Raw genomic sequence first — 18,331 nt, forward strand, 5'->3', positions numbered from 1 at the left:
AGCAAATAATGTACTAATACAACGATGGGTATTGAGTTTTTGTCTATCTGTAACCAAAATTCTTTAAATCTCTGTCGTTTTTCCGCCAGTCTTTCTTCACTTTTACGAAAAGGTTTAAGTGAATTTTTTTTGAGAAAAACTTTTCAAGATCAATTCTCGCTTCAGTTCCTACTTTTTTGATGGCTTCACCTTTATGACCGATAATAATTCCCTTCTGCGTGTCTCTTTCAACATAGATAATAGAATCGATGAAGATAATTCCCTCTTTTTCTTTAAACATTTCAGTCACTACTTCCACAGAATAAGGAATTTCCTTTTCATAATTCAAAAGAATCTTCTCTCTGATGGCTTCATTGACGAAAAAACGCTCAGGCTTGTCGGTATACATATCTTTATCGTAGTATGCCGGACTTTCGGGCAACATTGATTTTAATTTTGGCAGAATAACATCCAAATTAAAAGCATTCAGTGCAGAAATGGGAAGAATTTCAGCTTTAGGAATTCTCTCGTGCCATTCGGTGGCTATTTTTTCCAAACCTTCCTGGTTGGTCTGGTCTATCTTATTTAAAAGCAGTAAAACCGGAACCGGAATTTTATTTAGTTTATCAATTAAAAATTCTGACTGTTCAGATTTATCGGTAACGTCTACAATAAAAAGAAAAACGTCTGCATCCTGAAGAGAATCTTTCACAAAATCCATCATTTTTTCCTGCAAACCATATTTTGGATCTAAAACTCCGGGAGTATCAGAAAATACAATCTGTAAGTCTTCTTCATTATAAATTCCAAAAATTCTGTGTCTGGTTGTCTGAGCCTTCTGCGTCACAATGGCCAGCTTCTCTCCCATCAGTTGATTCAGAAGGGTAGATTTACCGGCATTTGGCTTTCCAACGATATTTACAAATCCTGCTTTGTGCATATAAAAAATTTAATTCGCATTTTATTACGATTTGCAAAGTTAGTAAAAACAAAATTGGTCTTTGAGTGAATATTCATTTTAGATGTTTAAAAATTATTAATTTTGGGGAGAGTTGCGGGTTGCGGGATTCGAGGTGCGACATAAAAATGCGCGTTGTCAAGTGCAGGATGATTTTTCAGATTAACATTTTAATATGAAAAAATTTACTGAATTAGAATACATATCGAAACCCCGACGGAAACCCATAATAACTCCAAACCCGAATCTCGCAACCCGAACCCCGTAACCCGTAACCGAACCCCAATGACCATAGAAAATATTATAGATAAAATCTACCCGCTTCGTGAAAGTTCAAAAGAAAATTTGATACAGAATATTACGGAAGTAAGTTATACTAAAGGTTTCTGTTTAATGAAAGCCGGTAAAGTTGTTCCCTACATTTATTTTTTAAAAAAGGGAATCGCCCGTGCTTACGCTTCATCAGAAAATAATGATATTACATTTTGGTTTGGAACTGAAGGTGAACCTGTGGTTTCCATGAAAAGTTATGTGGAGGGAAAGCCCGGTTACGAAAGCATTGAATTGCTTGAAGATTGCGATCTGTATCAGCTTGAAACTTCAAAATTAAAAGCTTTATTTAATGAAGATATCCACATTGCCAACTGGGGAAGAAAATTTGCGGAACGCGAGCTTATAAAAACCGAAGAACTGATTATTTCAAGGCAATACAAAACAGCTTTGGAGCGGTATAAAGATTTGTTGAAAGAAAAACCATATTTGCTGCAAAGAGTTCAGCTTGGTCATATTGCTTCTTATTTGGGAATGTCGCAGGTGAGTCTGAGCAGGATTCGCGCGGAGATGAAGTGATTGAGTTGGAGGGTTTGTGAGTTTGAGAGTTTTAGAGTTTTAGAGTTTTAGAGAAAATACTTTTTTTAACAATTGTAAAATTTTAAATGATTTTAAAACCTCAATTTTGCGGGATAAATTTATTTAAAAATGAACTGGATTATTTTAATCATTGCTGGATTATTTGAAGTTGCGTTTGCATCTTGTCTCGGGAAAGTAAAGGAAACTTCAGGCAACGAAATGTATTGGTGGTTTGGAGGATTTCTAGCTTGCCTTACGATCTCGATGCTTCTTTTGATCAAAGCGACAGAAACTCTTCCCATTGGAACCGCTTATGCTGTTTGGACAGGTATCGGAGCCGTAGGAACTGCTTTGGTTGGAATTTTAGTTTTCAAAGATCCCGCAACTTTCTGGAGGATATTTTTTATATGTACATTGATTGGTTCTGTGATTGGATTGAAGGCAGTTTCTCATTAATTTAAAAAACGTAAATAATTTTTAATTTTTGTCACCTGTACAAGAATAGTTTTCTTCGTAACTTTAAACAAAAATTATGAAAAAAACTTTACTCTTTTTAACAGCTTTCGGCAATTTTATTTTTGCTCAAAACCCTGAGCTTTTTAGCAACAGCTGGTATATTTCGCAGATGGTTATCAATAATCAGACTTTGGTTGCACCTGTAATGCAATTACCAATTGGAGCCTCCTACTTTCAAAATACTGGAAGTACTTATTATTTCATTTCAAAATATTATAATACTTCAGGTTTTAATTTGACATTTAATACATCGCCTGACAGTTTTACAAAATTCCCCGCATCTTGTACATTAGCAGTTTATAACGGTACAAATGCTTCTGCTGCCCAAGCTTTTGATGGAAGTAACTGTAATTTTTATTTTGATCCTGCAGGAACTGTTTATAATTACCAGATTATCAATAACGGAAGTTCTAAAACGCTTATCATAACAAACACGACAACGGGAAATAAAATTTATTACAACAACGATTACATTTATTTGGGAACGAACGATAATATTCTTAAGAAAAGCTTTAAAATTTATCCGAATCCGGCGAAAGATTTTTTAACGATTGAAAATATTGACAGAAATTTAAATTTAAAGATTTATGATGTGTCGGGTAAACTGATTTATGAAACTTTGACTTCAGGTAAATCAGTAAGGGTTGATATCAGTCATTTTCAAAAAGGCCAGTATATTCTGATGATTGAAAATTCCAGACCTGAATTTTTTATCAAAGATTAGTTTCTCTCATAATGCAATAAAAAAGGCCTCAGAATCTGAAGCCGTTTTTGTTTATTTTTTTTTAACAATGGGTAAAATTTCATTTTTCCTCAATCCGTATTTTTTTATTTCATCATCGGAAAATTCCTGAGAATAAAAATTAGCTTCCACTTCGAAGCCTGCCTTTCTTAGGCGGTCAAAATAATCCATTCCGTACCAGCGGACGTGGTCGTACTGTCCGAAATGTTTCTGTCTTTCTTTTGGATCTGTAATGCTAAAATCTTCGTAGGTTTTTTGCAGGGAATTCTTCATCGGAACCTGCAAAATCCCCCATCCTCCGGGTCTCATCACACGATATAATTCGCTCATCGCTTTCGCATCATCCTGAATGTGTTCCAAAACGTGATTGCAGAAAATAATATCAAAACTTTCATCCGCAAAAGGAAGATCCAAAATATCAGCTTTCACATCCACGATTGGCGAAAAAAGATCAGCGGAAATGTAATCCAGATTTTTCATCTTTTTAAATTTCCTCAAGAATTCCTGTTCCGGTGCGATGTGGAGCACTTTATAGTTTCTTGTAAAAAATTCGGTTTCATTCTGAAGATAAAGAAACATCTGACGATGTCTTTCCAAACTTAAAGTTCCCGGAGACAAAGCATTTTCACGCTGAGTGCCGTAACCGTATGGAAGAAATTTTCTGTAAGACCTACCGTCGATAGGATCAAAAAATTTATCTCCTTTAAAGAACTGATAAATCAGAGGTCTTGCCCAAACACTCATTTGAATAAGCATCGGACGGGGGATTTTATTGAGTAAAAGCTTGGTTAGTTTTTTCACTGTTTATGTTTATAGGAAGCTGTTAAGCAGCGGAATATTGGTAGAAATTTAAAAGAAATTAAAAATCCAGTTGAAAAGCCTTTTCCTCATCACTTACAATTCCCAATGCTTCATAAATGTAATCGAAAGTTGATAAAAGCACAGGTTTGCCATTAATTACAGCTACATCGTGCTCAAAATGCGCAGAAGGTTTGTTATCAAGAGTCGTCACCGTCCAGCCATCGCTGTGGAATTTTACCTTCTCTGTTCCAAGGTTAATCATCGGTTCGATAGCGATAGTCAAACCATCTTTGATCACTTTACCACTACCCTGTCTTCCGTAGTTCGGAACCTGCGGATCTTCGTGCATTTTCCTCCCTACACCATGACCTACAAGTTCTTTTACCACTCCGTAACCTTGATTTTCACAGTGTTTCTGAATAGCATACGAGATATCACCAATTCTTTTTCCTCTTACACACTGCTCAATTCCTTTATACAAAGATTCTTTAGCAACTTTCAAAAGTTTTTTAGTTTCTGGGGAAACTTCTCCAATTTCAAAAGTGTATGCATGATCTCCCACAAAACCGTTAAGAATAGCACCACAATCTACAGATAGTACGTCACCTTCTTTGATTTCTTCCTTGCTCGGAAAACCGTGTACCACCTGATCATTAGGTGAGATACAAAGTGAATACGGAAAACCTCCGTAACCTAAAAACGCTGGCTCAGCACCTTGATCTTTGATAAAATCGTGAGCTAACTTATCTAAATGAAGCGTAGTAACTCCCGGTTTAATTTCTTTGGCAATCATTCCCAAAGTTCTGGAAACCAGTCTTGCGCTTTCTTTCATCAGACGAAGCTCGTCTATATTTTTTAAATGAATCATTAATTCTAAAAATGTAACAATCTAACAGTGTATCAGTGTAACAGTTGCTGATTGGTAGATTGTTAAATTGGTAAATTGTTACATTGGATTGTTTACCAAAACAAGCCTTTCTTCTTTTCTCTTTTCAGTTTTGAATAGGCTAAAACTTCGCCTCCTTCCACACGGAATTCTATTCTTTCTGTGATGATGTTGTAGATTTCGCCCCAGCCTGGGAAACCACCGATGTTTCGGTCGTCTATAAACCAGTCTGCATCAATTTTTCTGGATTGTGTAGCAGAATCAAAAACTTCACCTTCAAAACTTGAGTTTACGGCATAAAATTCGAGTCCGTTTTTTCTGCAAAATTCTACTGCATCTTCTAGAGCTTGCCCGTGACGGTAAGTCCACAAAATAAGTCTGTATCCTTCAGATTGTAGTTTTTTTAAAGTTTCAAAAGCAAAAATTTTTGCTTTACCAACCGATGGATAGGCATCTTCCACCACTGTTCCGTCAAAATCTACCGCTATTTTTTTATTATTCATCTTTTATGTATGATTTAGCGTTGCAAAGATACTAAATAAAATAAAAGAGTGCTACATCGCTGCGGCACTCTCTTTTTATAAATATTGTTAAACTAATGTCTACTTTTTCACCCAGTTGAATTCAAACTGAAGATCCGGAGTAGAAATTCTGTCTGTAATTTTCTGTAGTCTTGAAGGAAGTTTCATTAAATATTCCTGAGCTTTTTCTGCTTTTTCGGTAAGACCTGTGATGTGTTCAATCTTCCATTCATCCAACAAATCTTTCATAATATTAATGTAATCCTGACCTGTATAGACCATACATCTTTGAGCTGCATCAGAGAAATGTCCCCAAAGTTCGCCCGCTGCCTGACCGCTCTGTCTCATCATGTGAGCCGGCATTACGATTTTTTTACGCATCATGTCTTCAAATGCCAAAATCATTTCTGAAGGATCTAATTCTAAAATTTTTGCAACAAAATGCTTGTAAGCTTTTGCGTGTCTTGCTTCATCGGCAGCAATCACACCACACATTTTAGCTAATTTTCCGTTTCCGGTTTGTTTTGCCAAAGTTCCTACCCTCCTGTGCGAAACGTTGGTCGCTGTTTCCTGAAAACTTGTGTAAACGAAATTTCTGTAAGGATCCATACTTGTTCCGATATCAAAACCATCACTGATTAAGTATTGGGTAGTGATTTCCATCTGTCTCATATTAACTCTACCGCACAGGTAAAGGTATTTCCCAAGTAAATCGCCGTGTCTGTTTTCTTCAGCTGTCCATGATCTGATCCAGCTTGCCCAGCTGGGACCGCTTTTTTCCTGATCAATCCCATCAACACTCATCAACCATGATTCGTAAGAAGGCAATGCTTCTTCCGTGATACAGTCACCGATGAGGGTCACAAAAAGATCGTAAGGCATCTCCTGAGCAAAGGTTTGAATTTCTTCTAAATCATATTTAAAATCAGCGCTCGACGGATCCGGAAGGTAGTCTGACGGCTGCCAAATTTTTTCGATTGGGGTTAAAAATTTATCAAGGAAAGAACCAACTTCTTTTTCCAGAATTCCCATTACTTCTTTCCTTACTAAGCTTTGATACATTTTAAAATTGATTTATATGAGTTGCAAAGATATAATATAATTTATTATTTGTAACATAATAACCATAACCTTATGATGATTATTATGAAAGACCGCTGTTATTACAACGGTCATTTTAGTTTTATATTGCTGATTTTCTTATTAGTCAGCAATAATATTGCCAGTCATTACTGCAGGAATTTCCACACCCATCACTTTTAAAATTGTAGGTGCGATATCTCCAAGTTTTCCTGCTGTAAGATTCCATTCACGGTCTTTATCCATTACAATTAATGGAACCAGATTGGTTGAATGCTGAGTATTTGGCGATCCGTCGGCATTTTTCATTACATCAGAATTCCCGTGGTCTGCCAGAATAAAAACTGCATAACCGTTTTCGTAAGCGGTTGTAGCAACCTGTTCGATACATTTATCCACCGTTTCAGCTGCTTTTATCGCAGCATCAAAATCTCCTGTGTGCCCCACCATATCCGTATTGGCGAAATTTAAACAGATAAAATCCGCAGATTGATTTTTAAGTTCAGGTAAAATAGCGTTTGTAATATCGTAAGCTGACATTTCAGGCTTTAAATCGTAAGTCGGAACGTCTTTCGGGCTTGGACAAAGGAGTCTTCTTTCACCCTGAAATTCTTCTTCCCTTCCGCCACTGAAGAAAAACGTAACGTGTGGATATTTTTCAGTTTCGGCAATTCTAATTTGTGTTTTGCCATTTCTTTCCAAAATTTCACCCATTGTTTCTGTAAGAACATTTTCGTCAAAAACAACTTTTACGTTCTGATATGTTTTATCATAATTGGTCAATGTCACATAATATAAATCCAGTTTTTTCATCTGATAATCCGGCATATCTTGCTGACAAAGCACTTCTGTTATTTCACGGCCTCTGTCTGTACGGAAGTTGAAGCAGATCACCACATCGCCATCTACCATTTTTGCCATCGGAACAATGTTTCCAACCTGCGTTTCTTTGGTAAGAATGATGGGTTTGATAAATTCATCTGAAATATTATCGTTATATGAATCCTGAATTGCCGATAAAGCATCAGTGGTTCTAAATCCAATACCTGAACACATCGCATCGTAAGCCAATCTCACACGCTCCCATCTTCTGTCTCTGTCCATCGCAAAATATCTTCCGGTAACCGTTGCAAGTTTACCTGTAGTTTCAGACATGTGCTGCTGAAGTTCCTGAATAAAACCTAATCCTGAATGAGGATCGCAGTCTCTGCCATCTGTAAATGCATGAACATATACATTTTCATTCAAATCAAAGTTTTTGGCAGCGGTTAAAAGTCCTTTTAAATGATTAATGTGCGAATGAACGCCACCATTTGAAACCAAACCTATAAAATGAACTGCTTTATTTTCTCTTTTAGCATAATCAAAGGCGTCAACAATTACCTGCTCGTGGCCAAGAGTTCCGTTTTCTACTGCCATGTTGAGTTTTACCAGATTCTGATAAACCACTCTTCCCGCTCCTAAGTTCATGTGACCCACTTCAGAATTTCCCATTTGTCCGACAGGAAGACCTACCGCAAGACCGCTGGCTTCTAAAGTTGTGTGTGGAAATTTCTGGAAACAGCTGTCCATGAATGGTGTATTGGCCTGGTCGATTGCCGAAACTTCGGGGTTTCTTCCTAATCCCCATCCGTCAAGGATTGCTAATATTGCTTTTTTTGACATTCTTTGAAAAATTTTAACAAACAAATTTATCCATTTATAAATGAAAATCCGAATTTATGGTGCTTAAATTTTGATTAAAAGCTGTTAAAACTCAAGATTAAAACATTTCTAATTGTAATATTATTAAATTTAGTAATTATTAAATTTAAGATATGATAAAAATTAAAAAATGCATCGTTGTAAGTTCAACATCATTTCTCCTTGCCTTTGGATCATGTAATTATCATGAAAAATCAAATATAATTAAAATTGTTTCAGAAAATCTATCTGATTTACAAAATATATTAGATGTTTCTAAATTCAAACCACAAAAAGTTAAATTTCTACACATTTATTTTGATAATTCTAAAGGTATTCTTGCGGGACCTTCTGATAGTTTTATTCAAGCTGAAATGCTTTATGATAAAAAGAAAATTGATTCATTAAAAAACACTGTAAGTAAGTCAGAATCTGATTTACAAATCACGAACATTGATGTTTTTTTGAACAATTGGTTCGACAGCAAAACTTCTGATGAACTTGTTAAAGATCAAAAAGAATTAAGAGTTTATAATGATTTTCTCTTTAATACAAGTGGGAGTATTGTTATATTAGAAGACAAAATTCTATATAGAAAATAAGCTTTCCAATTAGAATAAACATTCTACATACTTTTTTGAAGAGAATTTTTTAATTTTGCCACATGGATTTAAGAGACCAACTAAAAAACCTTTTCCCCACTCACGAAGAGCAGGATTTTGAAATGCCGCAGGAAGCTTTTAAACAGAAAGAACCTCTGGTTTGTAAATTTGAAAAGAAAGGCAGAAACGGAAAACCCGTAACTGTAGTTGAAGGCTGGGAAGGCAGTGAGGAAGATTTGAAAAAAATCTCCAAAAAAATAAAAACCACCTTAGGAATCGGTGGTTCTGAAAAGGATGGAACGATTATCATACAGGGCGATAACCGTGATAAAATAATGGATATCCTTAAAGAAATGGGCTTCAGGACCAAAAGAGTCGGCGGATAATCTAGAAATAGATCTGGGTTTCCGGCATTTGTTTTCTGAAGTGCTCAACCTCATCTTTTTTCAATGGATTACCGTTGAGAATTAATGTTTTTAAGTTTTTAAGCTGGGTAATCTCCTGTGGAAGTGATTCCAGATTATTATTGGCGAGATTTAAACTCGAAAGTTTTTTCATGTTCTTTATTTTCGGGGAAATTTTTGTGATTTTGTTTTCTCCGATATTTAAAAATTCCAGTTTTTTAAGTTTTAAAATAGTTTCTGGGAAAATGGTGATGGCATTTTTCTGAAGTTCCAGATATTTCAGTTTTGACGGGAATTCAGAATTCTTTAAATCACTGATCTGATTAGAAGAAAGATTTAAAAATTTTAAAGCCCTGATTTTTTGCACGCCGTAAACACTGCTGATCTGGTTGCTGCTCAGGTTAATTTCTTCCAGACCCGAAATATCTGTTAAAGCTTCCGGAAAGATATTCAGATTATTGGCATCGAGATAAACCGTTTTCAGATTTTTCAGTTTTCCAAATTGGGGACTGACTGTCGTGAGCTGATTCAAATTCATTGAAAAAGAGGTCAGTTTCTGAAGTTTAGAGATATTTTCAGGTATGTATTTAATATTGTTTTCATTTAAATTTAAAAACTGTAAATCCTGAAGAGAAAAAAGTACCTCATCAATTTTTTCAAAATTATTGGCCATCAGATTCAGAAAAAATACAGACTGTAAACTGGAAATCTGAGGAGGAATATTAAATAAACCCTTTTCTCTGAAACTCATACTGTACACTGTTTTTTCAGATTTTAAAGCAGATTCAATATCTGTGTACGTTGGATATTTCACAGGATCTATCTGAGCATGCAGTTCAGAAATAACAATGAGTGATAAAAAAACAATAATCTTCTTCATACAATAAAAAAAAGCCACCGGAAAAGCTTCCGGCAGCCTGATGCTAAAATTAAAATTACTTTTTAAGAATCTTCGCAGTCTTCTGGAATCCTTCTGCTTCAATATTTAAAATTAAAACTCTTGAAACATTGAGTTCATTAGTCAAATCTAAATCCAACTGGCTTGTAGAACCGGTATAATTTTTCTTAAACACAACCTTTCCGTCGATGCTGTAGGCAGTTACTGCAAGATTTTTCAATGCCTTCGGAGAATTGATTTTTACAATTCCTGAAGTTGGGTTTGGTGCTACTGTCACTTCTGTTTCTTTGATGACCTCGCTCGTTGCAAGGTTTCCGCTTGTGCCTAAAAACTGTGAAAGAGCTACAACTACAGTGGCAGATTTTCCTTTGTAATCAATTGTATTTCCTGTTGCATCAATATCTGTACTGATGGTTGAGTTAGGATGCTGAATACTGAAGAAACTGAATTTTTTATCTGGTGTAAACGTAAGACCAGTAGGTTCCGAACCTGCCGGCATTGATGCAAACAATCTCACGTTCGGGTTAGCCTGAGTGTGATCCGGAGCCACTACCCAAATATAGTTTTTTCCGCCATCTTGAAGAACCCAAAGATTTCCAAGTTCGTCAAAAGTAAGGTTGTCATTTCCGTCTCCCCAGGATTCAGTTTTGATTCCCTGAGCAGTGTTGAAAGAATAAACAGTCGACGCACCTCCCACGAAAGTTTCAACGTTGGTAAGCGTCATCCCATTGTCTGTCATTCTGTATACTTTATCGAAACCTTTTGCTGTAAAGTAAATTTTACCATCTAATGGACTGATTTCTACGTCTTCTACTCCATTAAAAGAAGTACCCCCCAAAGACTGAGCTAAAGCCTGAGTGTTGTTTTGGTCCGCCTTTGTTTTGTTGGGAATCTGAATCCACTGTCCGGTTGTTGACACAGGATCTCCATTGCTAAGACCATTGGTTAACTTTAATACATAAAGATTTCCTGAAGCAAGATTGTTTGGCGTATCCATTACATATTTGTAAACCATGTGTGTTCCGCCGTCTTCGCCGTAGTAAGCGATTGTTCCTGCATCATTTACCACTACATTTTCATGATTCATAATTCCCATTTGCCAAAGTTTATCTTTAGTACCGGCAGTATTATGAGACATTACCTGTGCAGTGACAGGATTTATCTCTACCAGCCATCCGTAATCTTTGTATCCATCTCCATTGGTGTCATTGGCTGTTACAGATTCTTCAGCAGTAACCACAGTTCCCCAAGGCGTGATACCTCCCGAACAGTTTCTGATGGTCTGCACGAGACTTGTATCTGAAAAGCCTACTGCTCTGGATCTAGACAACTGCCAAAGTTTTGTTGTCGTATTGTAATTCACTTCTGCCATGGTCACTCCACCAGGATTGGTTTCATGGTTCACAGATAAATACCCGTCTTCGCTGCTGCTGTTTTTGGGTACGTAAGCCGTAAAGTCATTAAGACCGCCTACCAAACCTCCGCCTTCTGTGTAAGAATCACCTTCTTTCAGGATCAGCTGATATTTGTGCTCTGCCGGAATAATCAGTTTTGCAGTTTGTGCTGTTGGAACAATTGAGGTAAAACAGCTTATGTGCGTTCCTGTACAGTTGTTTGCAGGCGGTGTGGGTGTAGGGGTTGTTACAACTGTTTTAAGATAAGCATCAATGGTCAGGTCAGAACTTGTAGCACTTCTGTTATGCAGTTCTATAGAAATTCTGTTATTTCCCTGTACAAACTTGTTTTTTGGAATGCTGAAAACATTTATAGCCGTTTCTGCCGAACCATCAATTGTTGTACTTGAAAACGTGCTGTGAGAAACTGCGCCAGCAGGCATATTGTCTCTGATAACTTCTTCACCGTTAAGATACACAATAATGCCGTCGTCTCTTCTCACGCCAAATTCCATACTGTTGGTTAAATCAGCAAGATTTACCGTAAAATCTTTGATGAGATATGCGGTGTCAACTCCTGTTATGAAAGGAGTAGTAACAGGATCTCCGTATCCAAGCGGTCCGTTTCCTGAAGCCCATGCAGAAGCGTCGTAGGTTGAGCTTATCCAGGTTGCAGGAAGGGCAACATCTGCATCGTTAAATTTCCATGAGCTCTGTAATCCGAAGATTGTAGTCTGTGCCTGGACCATTGAAGCTGTCATCAATGCCAAAGCGGCCACTGTAAGTAATTTTCTTTTCACTTTAATTAAATTATCATTTTCAAGTGCAAAGCTATCTGTTTCCCGATGGCTTTCCGTTACGCTATCTTTAATTAAAAAGTGCTGAATATTAATAAAACTGAAAGTGAATGTTACGAAGTTTAAATTAGTATTAAATTTAAAATTTCATCATTTGCAAAATTCAAATTTTTGAGTGGGAAGGGGGCTTTTTTTTCCAATAAGTAACTGCTAACCCCTTCTTTCATTGAATTTGTCGAAATGGCGTTGAACGGTTAACAGGGGACAATATTCGATTTTTGAAGAAATCTTAGCAATTTATCAATACTTCGCGCTTTAGCCCGATGATTCAAATGATGCTACGATAATGGCTTTAACCAAAATTTATATCTAAAGTTTTGCTAAAGCCATTCAGATAGTACTAAAACAAAAACGGGCTGAAGCCCGTTCCTAATGATAACCAGATTTATCGTTAAACTATATTCCTGAATCCCAAAACAATATTCTTGCTTCCTGAAAGTATATTCTTGCATTCCTAAAAAATATTCTTTCATCCTAAAAGTATATTCTTGCTTCCCAAAAATATATTCTTGCTTCCCAAAAGAATATTCTTGCTTCCCAGAACTATATTCTTTCATCCCAAACTTATATTCTTACATCCCAAAACAATATTCTTGCTTCCTGAAGGCACATCCTTGCAACCCCCGAAACTCTAATCCCCTACCCTTAAAATATAATTTTAAGGATACGGTTCAACGTATGATTATTTTTTCTTCACCCCAGTTTTAGCCTTGCTGATATCCGTCAGACTATTCAGAAAACTGATCAGTTGCTTTTTCTCAGTCTGTGTAAGATCGAGTTTATCGGCTGGCAAGGTTTGGTTTTTCATGGGTAGGCCTAAACCTTCCCCTCCGCCTTCATTGTAAAATTCAATTACCTCTTCCAAAGTTTTGAAAGCACCGTTGTGAAAGTATGGTTTAGTTAAAGCAATATTTCTGACGGTCATCGTTTTAAAAGAATTTTCATAAATCCAGGAGTTTTCTTTTTTTACGTTAGAATTAATCCTTCCCCTGTCATCATCCAGTTCAATTGGAAAATTAATAATCGGTTTTTTGGTTACTCCCAAAACTTCAGATTCATTTTCATTAAAAAACGGAGGAACCAGACCCGAAAAATGCGGCGCAAAATGACAGGTCGCACAGTTGGCTTTTCCCATAAAAAGATTAAAACCCTGTTTGGCGTCTTCAGAAACATCCTTTTCATTTCTCATAAAACGGTCAAAATCGCTTTCAAAAGAATACAGTGAAGCTACAAACGAACTCAAAGCTTTGGAAAAATTCTGTTTTGTGATTTTTTTATCATTAAAAACTTTTAAAAACGACTGCCTGTATTTTTGATCCGAATTTAATTTGGCAACTATTTTTTCATAATCGGTATCAAATTCATCCTTATTGTAAATCACATGCTCGGCTTGTTGCTCAAGATAAAAAGCACGCATATCATAGAAAAACCTTTTGGCAAAAACCGCATTATAGAGTGATGGCGAATTCCGTAAAACAGTCTTCCCTTCCACATTGCTCAATGATTTTGATTTTAAATCGGTGTACGCATTCTCCGGAAGATGACAGCTTGCACAGCTCATTTTACCATTCGAACTTAATCCTGTATCGTAGAAAATCTTTTCGCCCAGATCTCTCAATTCTTCAATGTCTTCAGAAGGTTTCAGTAAAGTATAAAAATAAGGATCGAAAAAATCGGCTTTAAAAAAATCTTTATTGGCAACATTCCATCCCGAAAAGTTTTTGAGATCATCCGGTCTTCCGTCCCAATTCCCAAATTCCTGATACAGCGGCTGGATGAAGTTTTTATAGAATTCAATACGGTCAAAAGTTTCAAAATCTTTATTTTTCTCCAAATACTGAATGGTTTGATCTAAAATCTGAATGGCTTTTCCAGTTTTAAAACTTTTAAAGTAAACATCATCCAAAATATAATTTTTCATTCCCAGCACTGCGTGTGCAGACTCTTCAGAAATATTCAAAGATCCTGGCGTATCAAAACCAGTCACTCCCAAACTGTAAATCCTGATTAGCTCGATTCTTAGAGGTAAAGTTTTGTTGGTACCGCTGCTTACGCCATTTTTCAGCGTACTGAGGTAGAAATTGGCGTAACTGTTATACAGAAAACCGGTGATTGTTTTTATTTCTTCTTTTTTCTTTTCGGCTTCATCAGAAAAAATTATTTCATCTAAAACCTGCATGCCTTCCGGTGGCAAAGTGTACGCGGATGTTCCCGCCGCTTCGATATGAAAAAGAGGTGCTGCGTTGAGATGGGTTTTGTTAAATTCCGGATAATGGTAAGCAACAAAAAATTCGATTTCCTTGAAAGAATTTCTGGTTTTTCTTATGGTTTCACGTAGTTTTTCTACGGTGATCTTGTTTTCAGAAAAAAGTTCGGCATCATTTTTCAGATATTCCAGCTCGATTTTGAAATTGGTAAGACCCTGGTTTATGAATGTATTTTCATTCTTAAAACCTTTATCCGTAGCATTAAAAGACATGGCAAATAATACAATCAGAATAGCGGGAATAAATAAAAAGTAAGATCTCACGATTTTTTTAGCTGCAAATTTACCTTCTTTGTTTTGGTAACATTTTAACGATAAATTAAATAATGTTTACATTTCGTTTACATCAATTTTAGTACTTTTAGAAACAGAAAAATAAATATTATGCTTAATCAACTTGCAGCTTCGGAACTTATTCTCAATGAAGACGGAAGCATTTATCATTTAAATCTTTTACCGGAAGATATTGCCGAAAAAATTATTCTCGTGGGCGATCCCGACAGGGTTATAAAGGTTTCCAAACATTTTGACACAGTAGAAATCAAAAAAAATAAAAGAGAATTTTACACGCACACAGGTACTTTAAGGGGCGAGAGAATTACGGTGATGTCAACAGGAATAGGAACTGAAAATATTGATATCGTCATGAACGAACTCGATGCCCTGGTGAATATTGACCTTAAAAAAAAGGAAATAAAATCTGAAAAAACGTCACTTCAACTTTTCAGAATGGGAACTTGTGGAAGCGTTAATCCTGACGTGGAAGTGGATAATATGATGGTTACTCAGAATGTTGTGGGTCTAGACGGGCTGATGAATTTCTACAAAGATTATCAGTTTGAAAATGAATTTTCCAAAAGTTTTTACGAAAATTTTCCTTACGAAAAGATCAAGCCCATGCTTTATTTCTCAGAATGGTCTGAAGAATTGGGTGAGCTTTATAAGGATGCCAAATATCTTGGAAATACGGCCACTTTCCCAGGATTTTACGCACCTCAGGGAAGACAACTGCGTCTGAAAGCCACAGACGAAAAGTTTCTTGAAAACTTAAATGACCTGGGAATTACCAATTTTGAAATGGAAACTTCTGCCATCTATGCGTTTTCTAAGCTGTTGGGGCATCAGGCTGTAACGGTGTGTAATGTAATTGCTAACCGCAGACGCGGAGAATTTTCCAAAGACCATCATGCTTCAGAGCAGAATCTGATTGAGTGGGTACTGGAAAGGGTTGTAAAGTAAAAAAAAAAGGATTTCATAATTTTGAGATCCTTTTTATTTTTATCATTACGGACAGTTTTTTTCGTATTCCTTCACGATATCAATGTACATCTGGGCTTCGTGCAGAAATAACTGCCTTCCTATATATTCCATTCTGTCTTCCCGGTTTCCGTCAATTTCATGAGAAGCTTTTTTCACTTCTTTACGGTAGCTGATCATATCTTCCCGCATTTTTTTTGTAAAGGCTTTATCATTCACCCTTGCGCGCAAATCATCCAGATACTTTGTGAAAGCAGGACATTCTTTACCGGCAACTTTGTAGGCATTTGCAAAATTATCAAGACTTCTTTCTCTGTTGAATAATTTGATGTCAAGAGGCGTTACCGCAAAATTTTCCTGATTGTTTTTCAGATAAAACGTTGAATAGGCATACTCGCATGTGCCTTTTACAATCTTATTGCTACCCGGGGAAGCCTGACAGATAAAATTGGCTTCGCCATAGACATTTATTTTACCTTCATACACCAAAGGCATGTACATCACCTGTTTGAGATCTTTCAATACATTATTTTTATCAAAAACCCTGATAGATAATCGTTCGAAAGCTGCAATCTCATCATTTTCCTTATCAAGAAACTTAAAACCCACAATATCTTTTGAGTTCATCGTCATTTTCTGACCATCTTCGGAGATTTTGTATTCAATTTTCACATTGGTATTCTGCTCTCCGCCGAAGAAGCTTTTAAAACTGCTCAGCTGCGGGAGCGTGATTCTTTTGAAGAGTACGGTCATTTTGCTGCCGTCCGCTTTGGTAATTTCTACAGGCGCGTAATCACTTTTCTTCTGTGCTGTAATCTGCACTGCGATAAAAAGCAATAATAGTGGGATTATTTTTTTCATTAGTAAATTTAAGTTCAGTTTTTATCAGAGTATCTTAGGGTCTGTTTTTTTTTAAGAGCTGTCGGTTAATCTGGATCAGTTCGGGCAGTTTTTTTCATATTCCCTCACGATTCCTCCATAGAAATCCAGGTAAGCCTGAAGCATGTACTGACCAATCAGTTGCTGAGTTCCGTTGTAACCTAACTTGGCACTTTTGCCGTCTTCATAGGCTTTTTTTCTCACACCTTTAAATCTTTCGTTGATTTGTTTTTTAAAATCTTTATCGTCTAGTTTGCTCTGAAAGTTATCCATATATTTCTGAAATTCCGGGCAGCTTCTTCCCGCATATTTGAAGGCTTCAACCATTTTATCGTACAGAGAACCGGCAAAAAGACCCATTTTATCATAATCTACAGGCATTACAGCAAAACTGTCTTTTGCGTTTCTGATGTAAATTTTAGAATAGACATAATTACACGCCGCACCCGTGCAGACCGTTAGATTAGAACCGAAAATCTGCAATTTTCCGTCATACAGCAAAGGCTGAAAGGATCTTTTCTTTTTGTCTGAAATCTGACCGTTTTTATCGATATATTTCATGTCCAGCCTTTCAATGGCATTCACTACATCGTCGTGATCATCAAAGATTTTAACCAGTTTTATTTCATCAGCACCAAATTTTTCGTCAGCAGATGTCTTGGTTTTTTTATAAACAAAATTGTAGATATCATCTTTATCAAAGAAACCCGGATAAGTACCGTTGGGATAGGTATAGCCTACAAAGAATGCATCTACTTTAGAACCGTCTGCCATTGTAAATTCAGCTTTAGGAAGGTCTTTAGACTGCTGTTTGCCATAATATTGCTGAGAGAAAACAGATGCACTGAAAATGCACATTCCAAGAATGAGTAATTTTTGTTTCATTGATAATTATTAATTTAAATAAAAGTTTTTAAAAAATTCCGTGCTCAAACATAAAGAAAAATTATGATTTTATCACACTATGGATAAATATTTTAAGAAAACTATGACTATAATGAAATACTCTTCACATATTAACAAAATTTTAAATGACAGAAGATTCATACTGAAGTCATTGTGATCTGTGCATTGATACATCAAAATGCTGTGTAACAAATACGAGCAATTGAAAAATTCTTTTTTTACATCTTAATTCACTTTATTTAGATGCTGCAATGATAATCAGTTATTAAATACACATGAGCTAACATAAAAAATTGTTTATAGAACTTTACAAATGTTTTTAAATTAAAATTAATTTTTATTGGATTCTATATTCTGCAAAGATTATGTGTTAAGTCAAATGCACGTTTCTAACCTTCGGCTGCGGATGTAGATTTAACCACAAGATTTTTCGGTACAGATGTTTTTATGAAAAATTTAACAACAAAAAAAAATCTTTAGGAATACTTCTTGTTTATTCCATAATAATTAACACCTTAAATAATTAAATATTATGGAAAATCAAGATTACAACAAAGCAGAAAAAGCAGTAGACAACACTAAAGATTCTTTACAGAATGCTGCAAACGACGCAAAGTGGAAAGTGGAAGATTTGGCAGACCGTGCTAAAGATTACATCAACGAAAAAAGAAATAATGATGAGGAAGCTACCAACGAAGGCTGGCTTGAGAGAGCAAAAGATAAAGCCGGAGATACATGGGAAGACATCAAGCAGGGAGCCAACGATGCGTGGGAAAAAACCAAAGATGCTGCAGAAGATGTAAAAGCAGAATGGAACAAAAAAACGAATTAAAATTAAGTCTTATATATAATT

General features: G+C 36.0%; 18 protein-coding genes. 7 read left to right on the forward strand and 11 right to left on the reverse strand.

Annotation, left to right across the window (positions count from 1 at the left end):
* Positions 1–43: 43 nt before the first annotated feature.
* Complete coding sequence (era, locus tag ASG31_RS07620; protein ID WP_056030136.1) at positions 44–919, reverse strand: GTPase Era; 876 nt, start codon at positions 917–919, stop codon at positions 44–46.
* A 303-nt stretch (positions 920–1,222) separates the two neighbouring features.
* Between era and ASG31_RS07625 the strand changes: the two genes are divergently transcribed.
* The 3 genes from ASG31_RS07625 (at position 1,223) to ASG31_RS07635 (ending at position 3,026) form a co-directional block, all read left to right on the forward strand.
* Positions 1,223–1,786: a Crp/Fnr family transcriptional regulator gene (locus ASG31_RS07625; protein WP_056030140.1), complete on the forward strand. Its 564-nt coding sequence runs from the start codon at positions 1,223–1,225 to the stop codon at positions 1,784–1,786.
* A 129-nt stretch (positions 1,787–1,915) separates the two neighbouring features.
* Positions 1,916–2,242: a DMT family transporter gene (locus ASG31_RS07630; protein WP_056030142.1), complete on the forward strand. Its 327-nt coding sequence runs from the start codon at positions 1,916–1,918 to the stop codon at positions 2,240–2,242.
* Positions 2,243–2,318: 76 nt separating this feature from the next.
* Positions 2,319–3,026, forward strand: a complete 708-nt coding sequence (locus tag ASG31_RS07635; RefSeq protein WP_056030143.1) for a T9SS type A sorting domain-containing protein — start codon at positions 2,319–2,321, stop codon at positions 3,024–3,026.
* A gap of 51 nt (positions 3,027–3,077) precedes the next feature.
* Here the strand turns inward: ASG31_RS07635 and ASG31_RS07640 are convergent, their stop codons facing one another.
* From ASG31_RS07640 to gpmI, 5 genes are all read right to left on the reverse strand, one after another.
* Positions 3,078–3,845 carry a class I SAM-dependent methyltransferase gene (locus ASG31_RS07640; RefSeq protein ID WP_056030146.1) on the reverse strand — a complete coding sequence of 256 codons (768 nt, stop codon included), beginning with the start codon at positions 3,843–3,845 and terminating at the stop codon, positions 3,078–3,080.
* A 58-nt stretch (positions 3,846–3,903) separates the two neighbouring features.
* Positions 3,904–4,713, reverse strand: a complete 810-nt coding sequence (gene map / locus ASG31_RS07645; protein ID WP_056030149.1) for a type I methionyl aminopeptidase — start codon at positions 4,711–4,713, stop codon at positions 3,904–3,906.
* A gap of 92 nt (positions 4,714–4,805) precedes the next feature.
* The gene (locus ASG31_RS07650) at positions 4,806–5,234 is read right to left on the reverse strand and encodes a BT0820 family HAD-type phosphatase (protein ID WP_056030151.1); all 429 of its coding nucleotides are present in this window, start codon (positions 5,232–5,234) and stop codon (positions 4,806–4,808) included.
* Between the two features lie 99 nt (positions 5,235–5,333).
* Positions 5,334–6,314: an acyl-ACP desaturase gene (locus tag ASG31_RS07655; RefSeq protein ID WP_056030155.1), complete on the reverse strand. Its 981-nt coding sequence runs from the start codon at positions 6,312–6,314 to the stop codon at positions 5,334–5,336.
* Positions 6,315–6,455: 141 nt separating this feature from the next.
* Entirely contained in the window at positions 6,456–7,997 is a 1,542-nt protein-coding gene (gpmI, locus tag ASG31_RS07660; RefSeq protein WP_056030158.1) for a 2,3-bisphosphoglycerate-independent phosphoglycerate mutase, read from the reverse strand.
* Positions 7,998–8,149: 152 nt separating this feature from the next.
* Here gpmI and ASG31_RS07665 point away from each other — a divergent pair, with 152 nt between their 5' ends.
* Both ASG31_RS07665 and ASG31_RS07670 read left to right on the forward strand, forming a co-directional pair.
* Positions 8,150–8,617 (forward strand): hypothetical protein, encoded by a 468-nt coding sequence (locus tag ASG31_RS07665; RefSeq protein WP_056030161.1) that lies wholly within the window; start codon positions 8,150–8,152, stop codon positions 8,615–8,617.
* Between the two features lie 62 nt (positions 8,618–8,679).
* Positions 8,680–9,003 carry a translation initiation factor gene (locus ASG31_RS07670; RefSeq protein ID WP_056030163.1) on the forward strand — a complete coding sequence of 108 codons (324 nt, stop codon included), beginning with the start codon at positions 8,680–8,682 and terminating at the stop codon, positions 9,001–9,003.
* Position 9,004: 1 nt separating this feature from the next.
* Here the strand turns inward: ASG31_RS07670 and ASG31_RS07675 are convergent, their stop codons facing one another.
* The 3 genes from ASG31_RS07675 to ASG31_RS07690 all read right to left on the reverse strand — a co-directional run bounded on the left by ASG31_RS07675 (position 9,005) and on the right by ASG31_RS07690 (position 14,700).
* Positions 9,005–9,901 carry a leucine-rich repeat domain-containing protein gene (locus ASG31_RS07675; RefSeq protein WP_056031368.1) on the reverse strand — a complete coding sequence of 299 codons (897 nt, stop codon included), beginning with the start codon at positions 9,899–9,901 and terminating at the stop codon, positions 9,005–9,007.
* A gap of 55 nt (positions 9,902–9,956) precedes the next feature.
* A complete protein-coding gene (locus tag ASG31_RS07680) occupies positions 9,957–12,113 on the reverse strand; it encodes an alkaline phosphatase PhoX (RefSeq protein ID WP_056030166.1) in 2,157 nt (718 codons plus the stop codon).
* 739 nt (positions 12,114–12,852) lie between these two features.
* Positions 12,853–14,700 carry a cytochrome-c peroxidase gene (locus ASG31_RS07690; RefSeq protein ID WP_056030172.1) on the reverse strand — a complete coding sequence of 616 codons (1,848 nt, stop codon included), beginning with the start codon at positions 14,698–14,700 and terminating at the stop codon, positions 12,853–12,855.
* A 120-nt stretch (positions 14,701–14,820) separates the two neighbouring features.
* On the opposite strand from ASG31_RS07690, the gene ASG31_RS07695 reads away from it, so the two are divergent.
* Complete coding sequence (locus ASG31_RS07695) at positions 14,821–15,675, forward strand: nucleoside phosphorylase (RefSeq protein ID WP_056030175.1); 855 nt, start codon at positions 14,821–14,823, stop codon at positions 15,673–15,675.
* A 45-nt stretch (positions 15,676–15,720) separates the two neighbouring features.
* Here ASG31_RS07695 and ASG31_RS07700 read toward each other — a convergent pair whose 3' ends face one another.
* Together ASG31_RS07700 and ASG31_RS07705 are read right to left on the reverse strand one after the other, a co-directional pair.
* Positions 15,721–16,554, reverse strand: coding sequence for a hypothetical protein (locus tag ASG31_RS07700; protein ID WP_056030178.1), 834 nt, complete (start codon positions 16,552–16,554; stop codon positions 15,721–15,723).
* 75 nt (positions 16,555–16,629) lie between these two features.
* Positions 16,630–17,457 carry a hypothetical protein gene (locus ASG31_RS07705; RefSeq protein ID WP_056030180.1) on the reverse strand — a complete coding sequence of 276 codons (828 nt, stop codon included), beginning with the start codon at positions 17,455–17,457 and terminating at the stop codon, positions 16,630–16,632.
* Positions 17,458–18,010: 553 nt separating this feature from the next.
* On the opposite strand from ASG31_RS07705, the gene ASG31_RS07710 reads away from it, so the two are divergent.
* A complete protein-coding gene (locus ASG31_RS07710; RefSeq protein WP_056030183.1) occupies positions 18,011–18,310 on the forward strand; it encodes a hypothetical protein in 300 nt (99 codons plus the stop codon).
* Positions 18,311–18,331 lie beyond the last annotated feature (21 nt).

It is taken from the genome of Chryseobacterium sp. Leaf404 (assembly GCF_001424145.1).
Lineage (GTDB): Bacteria > Bacteroidota > Bacteroidia > Flavobacteriales > Weeksellaceae > Chryseobacterium.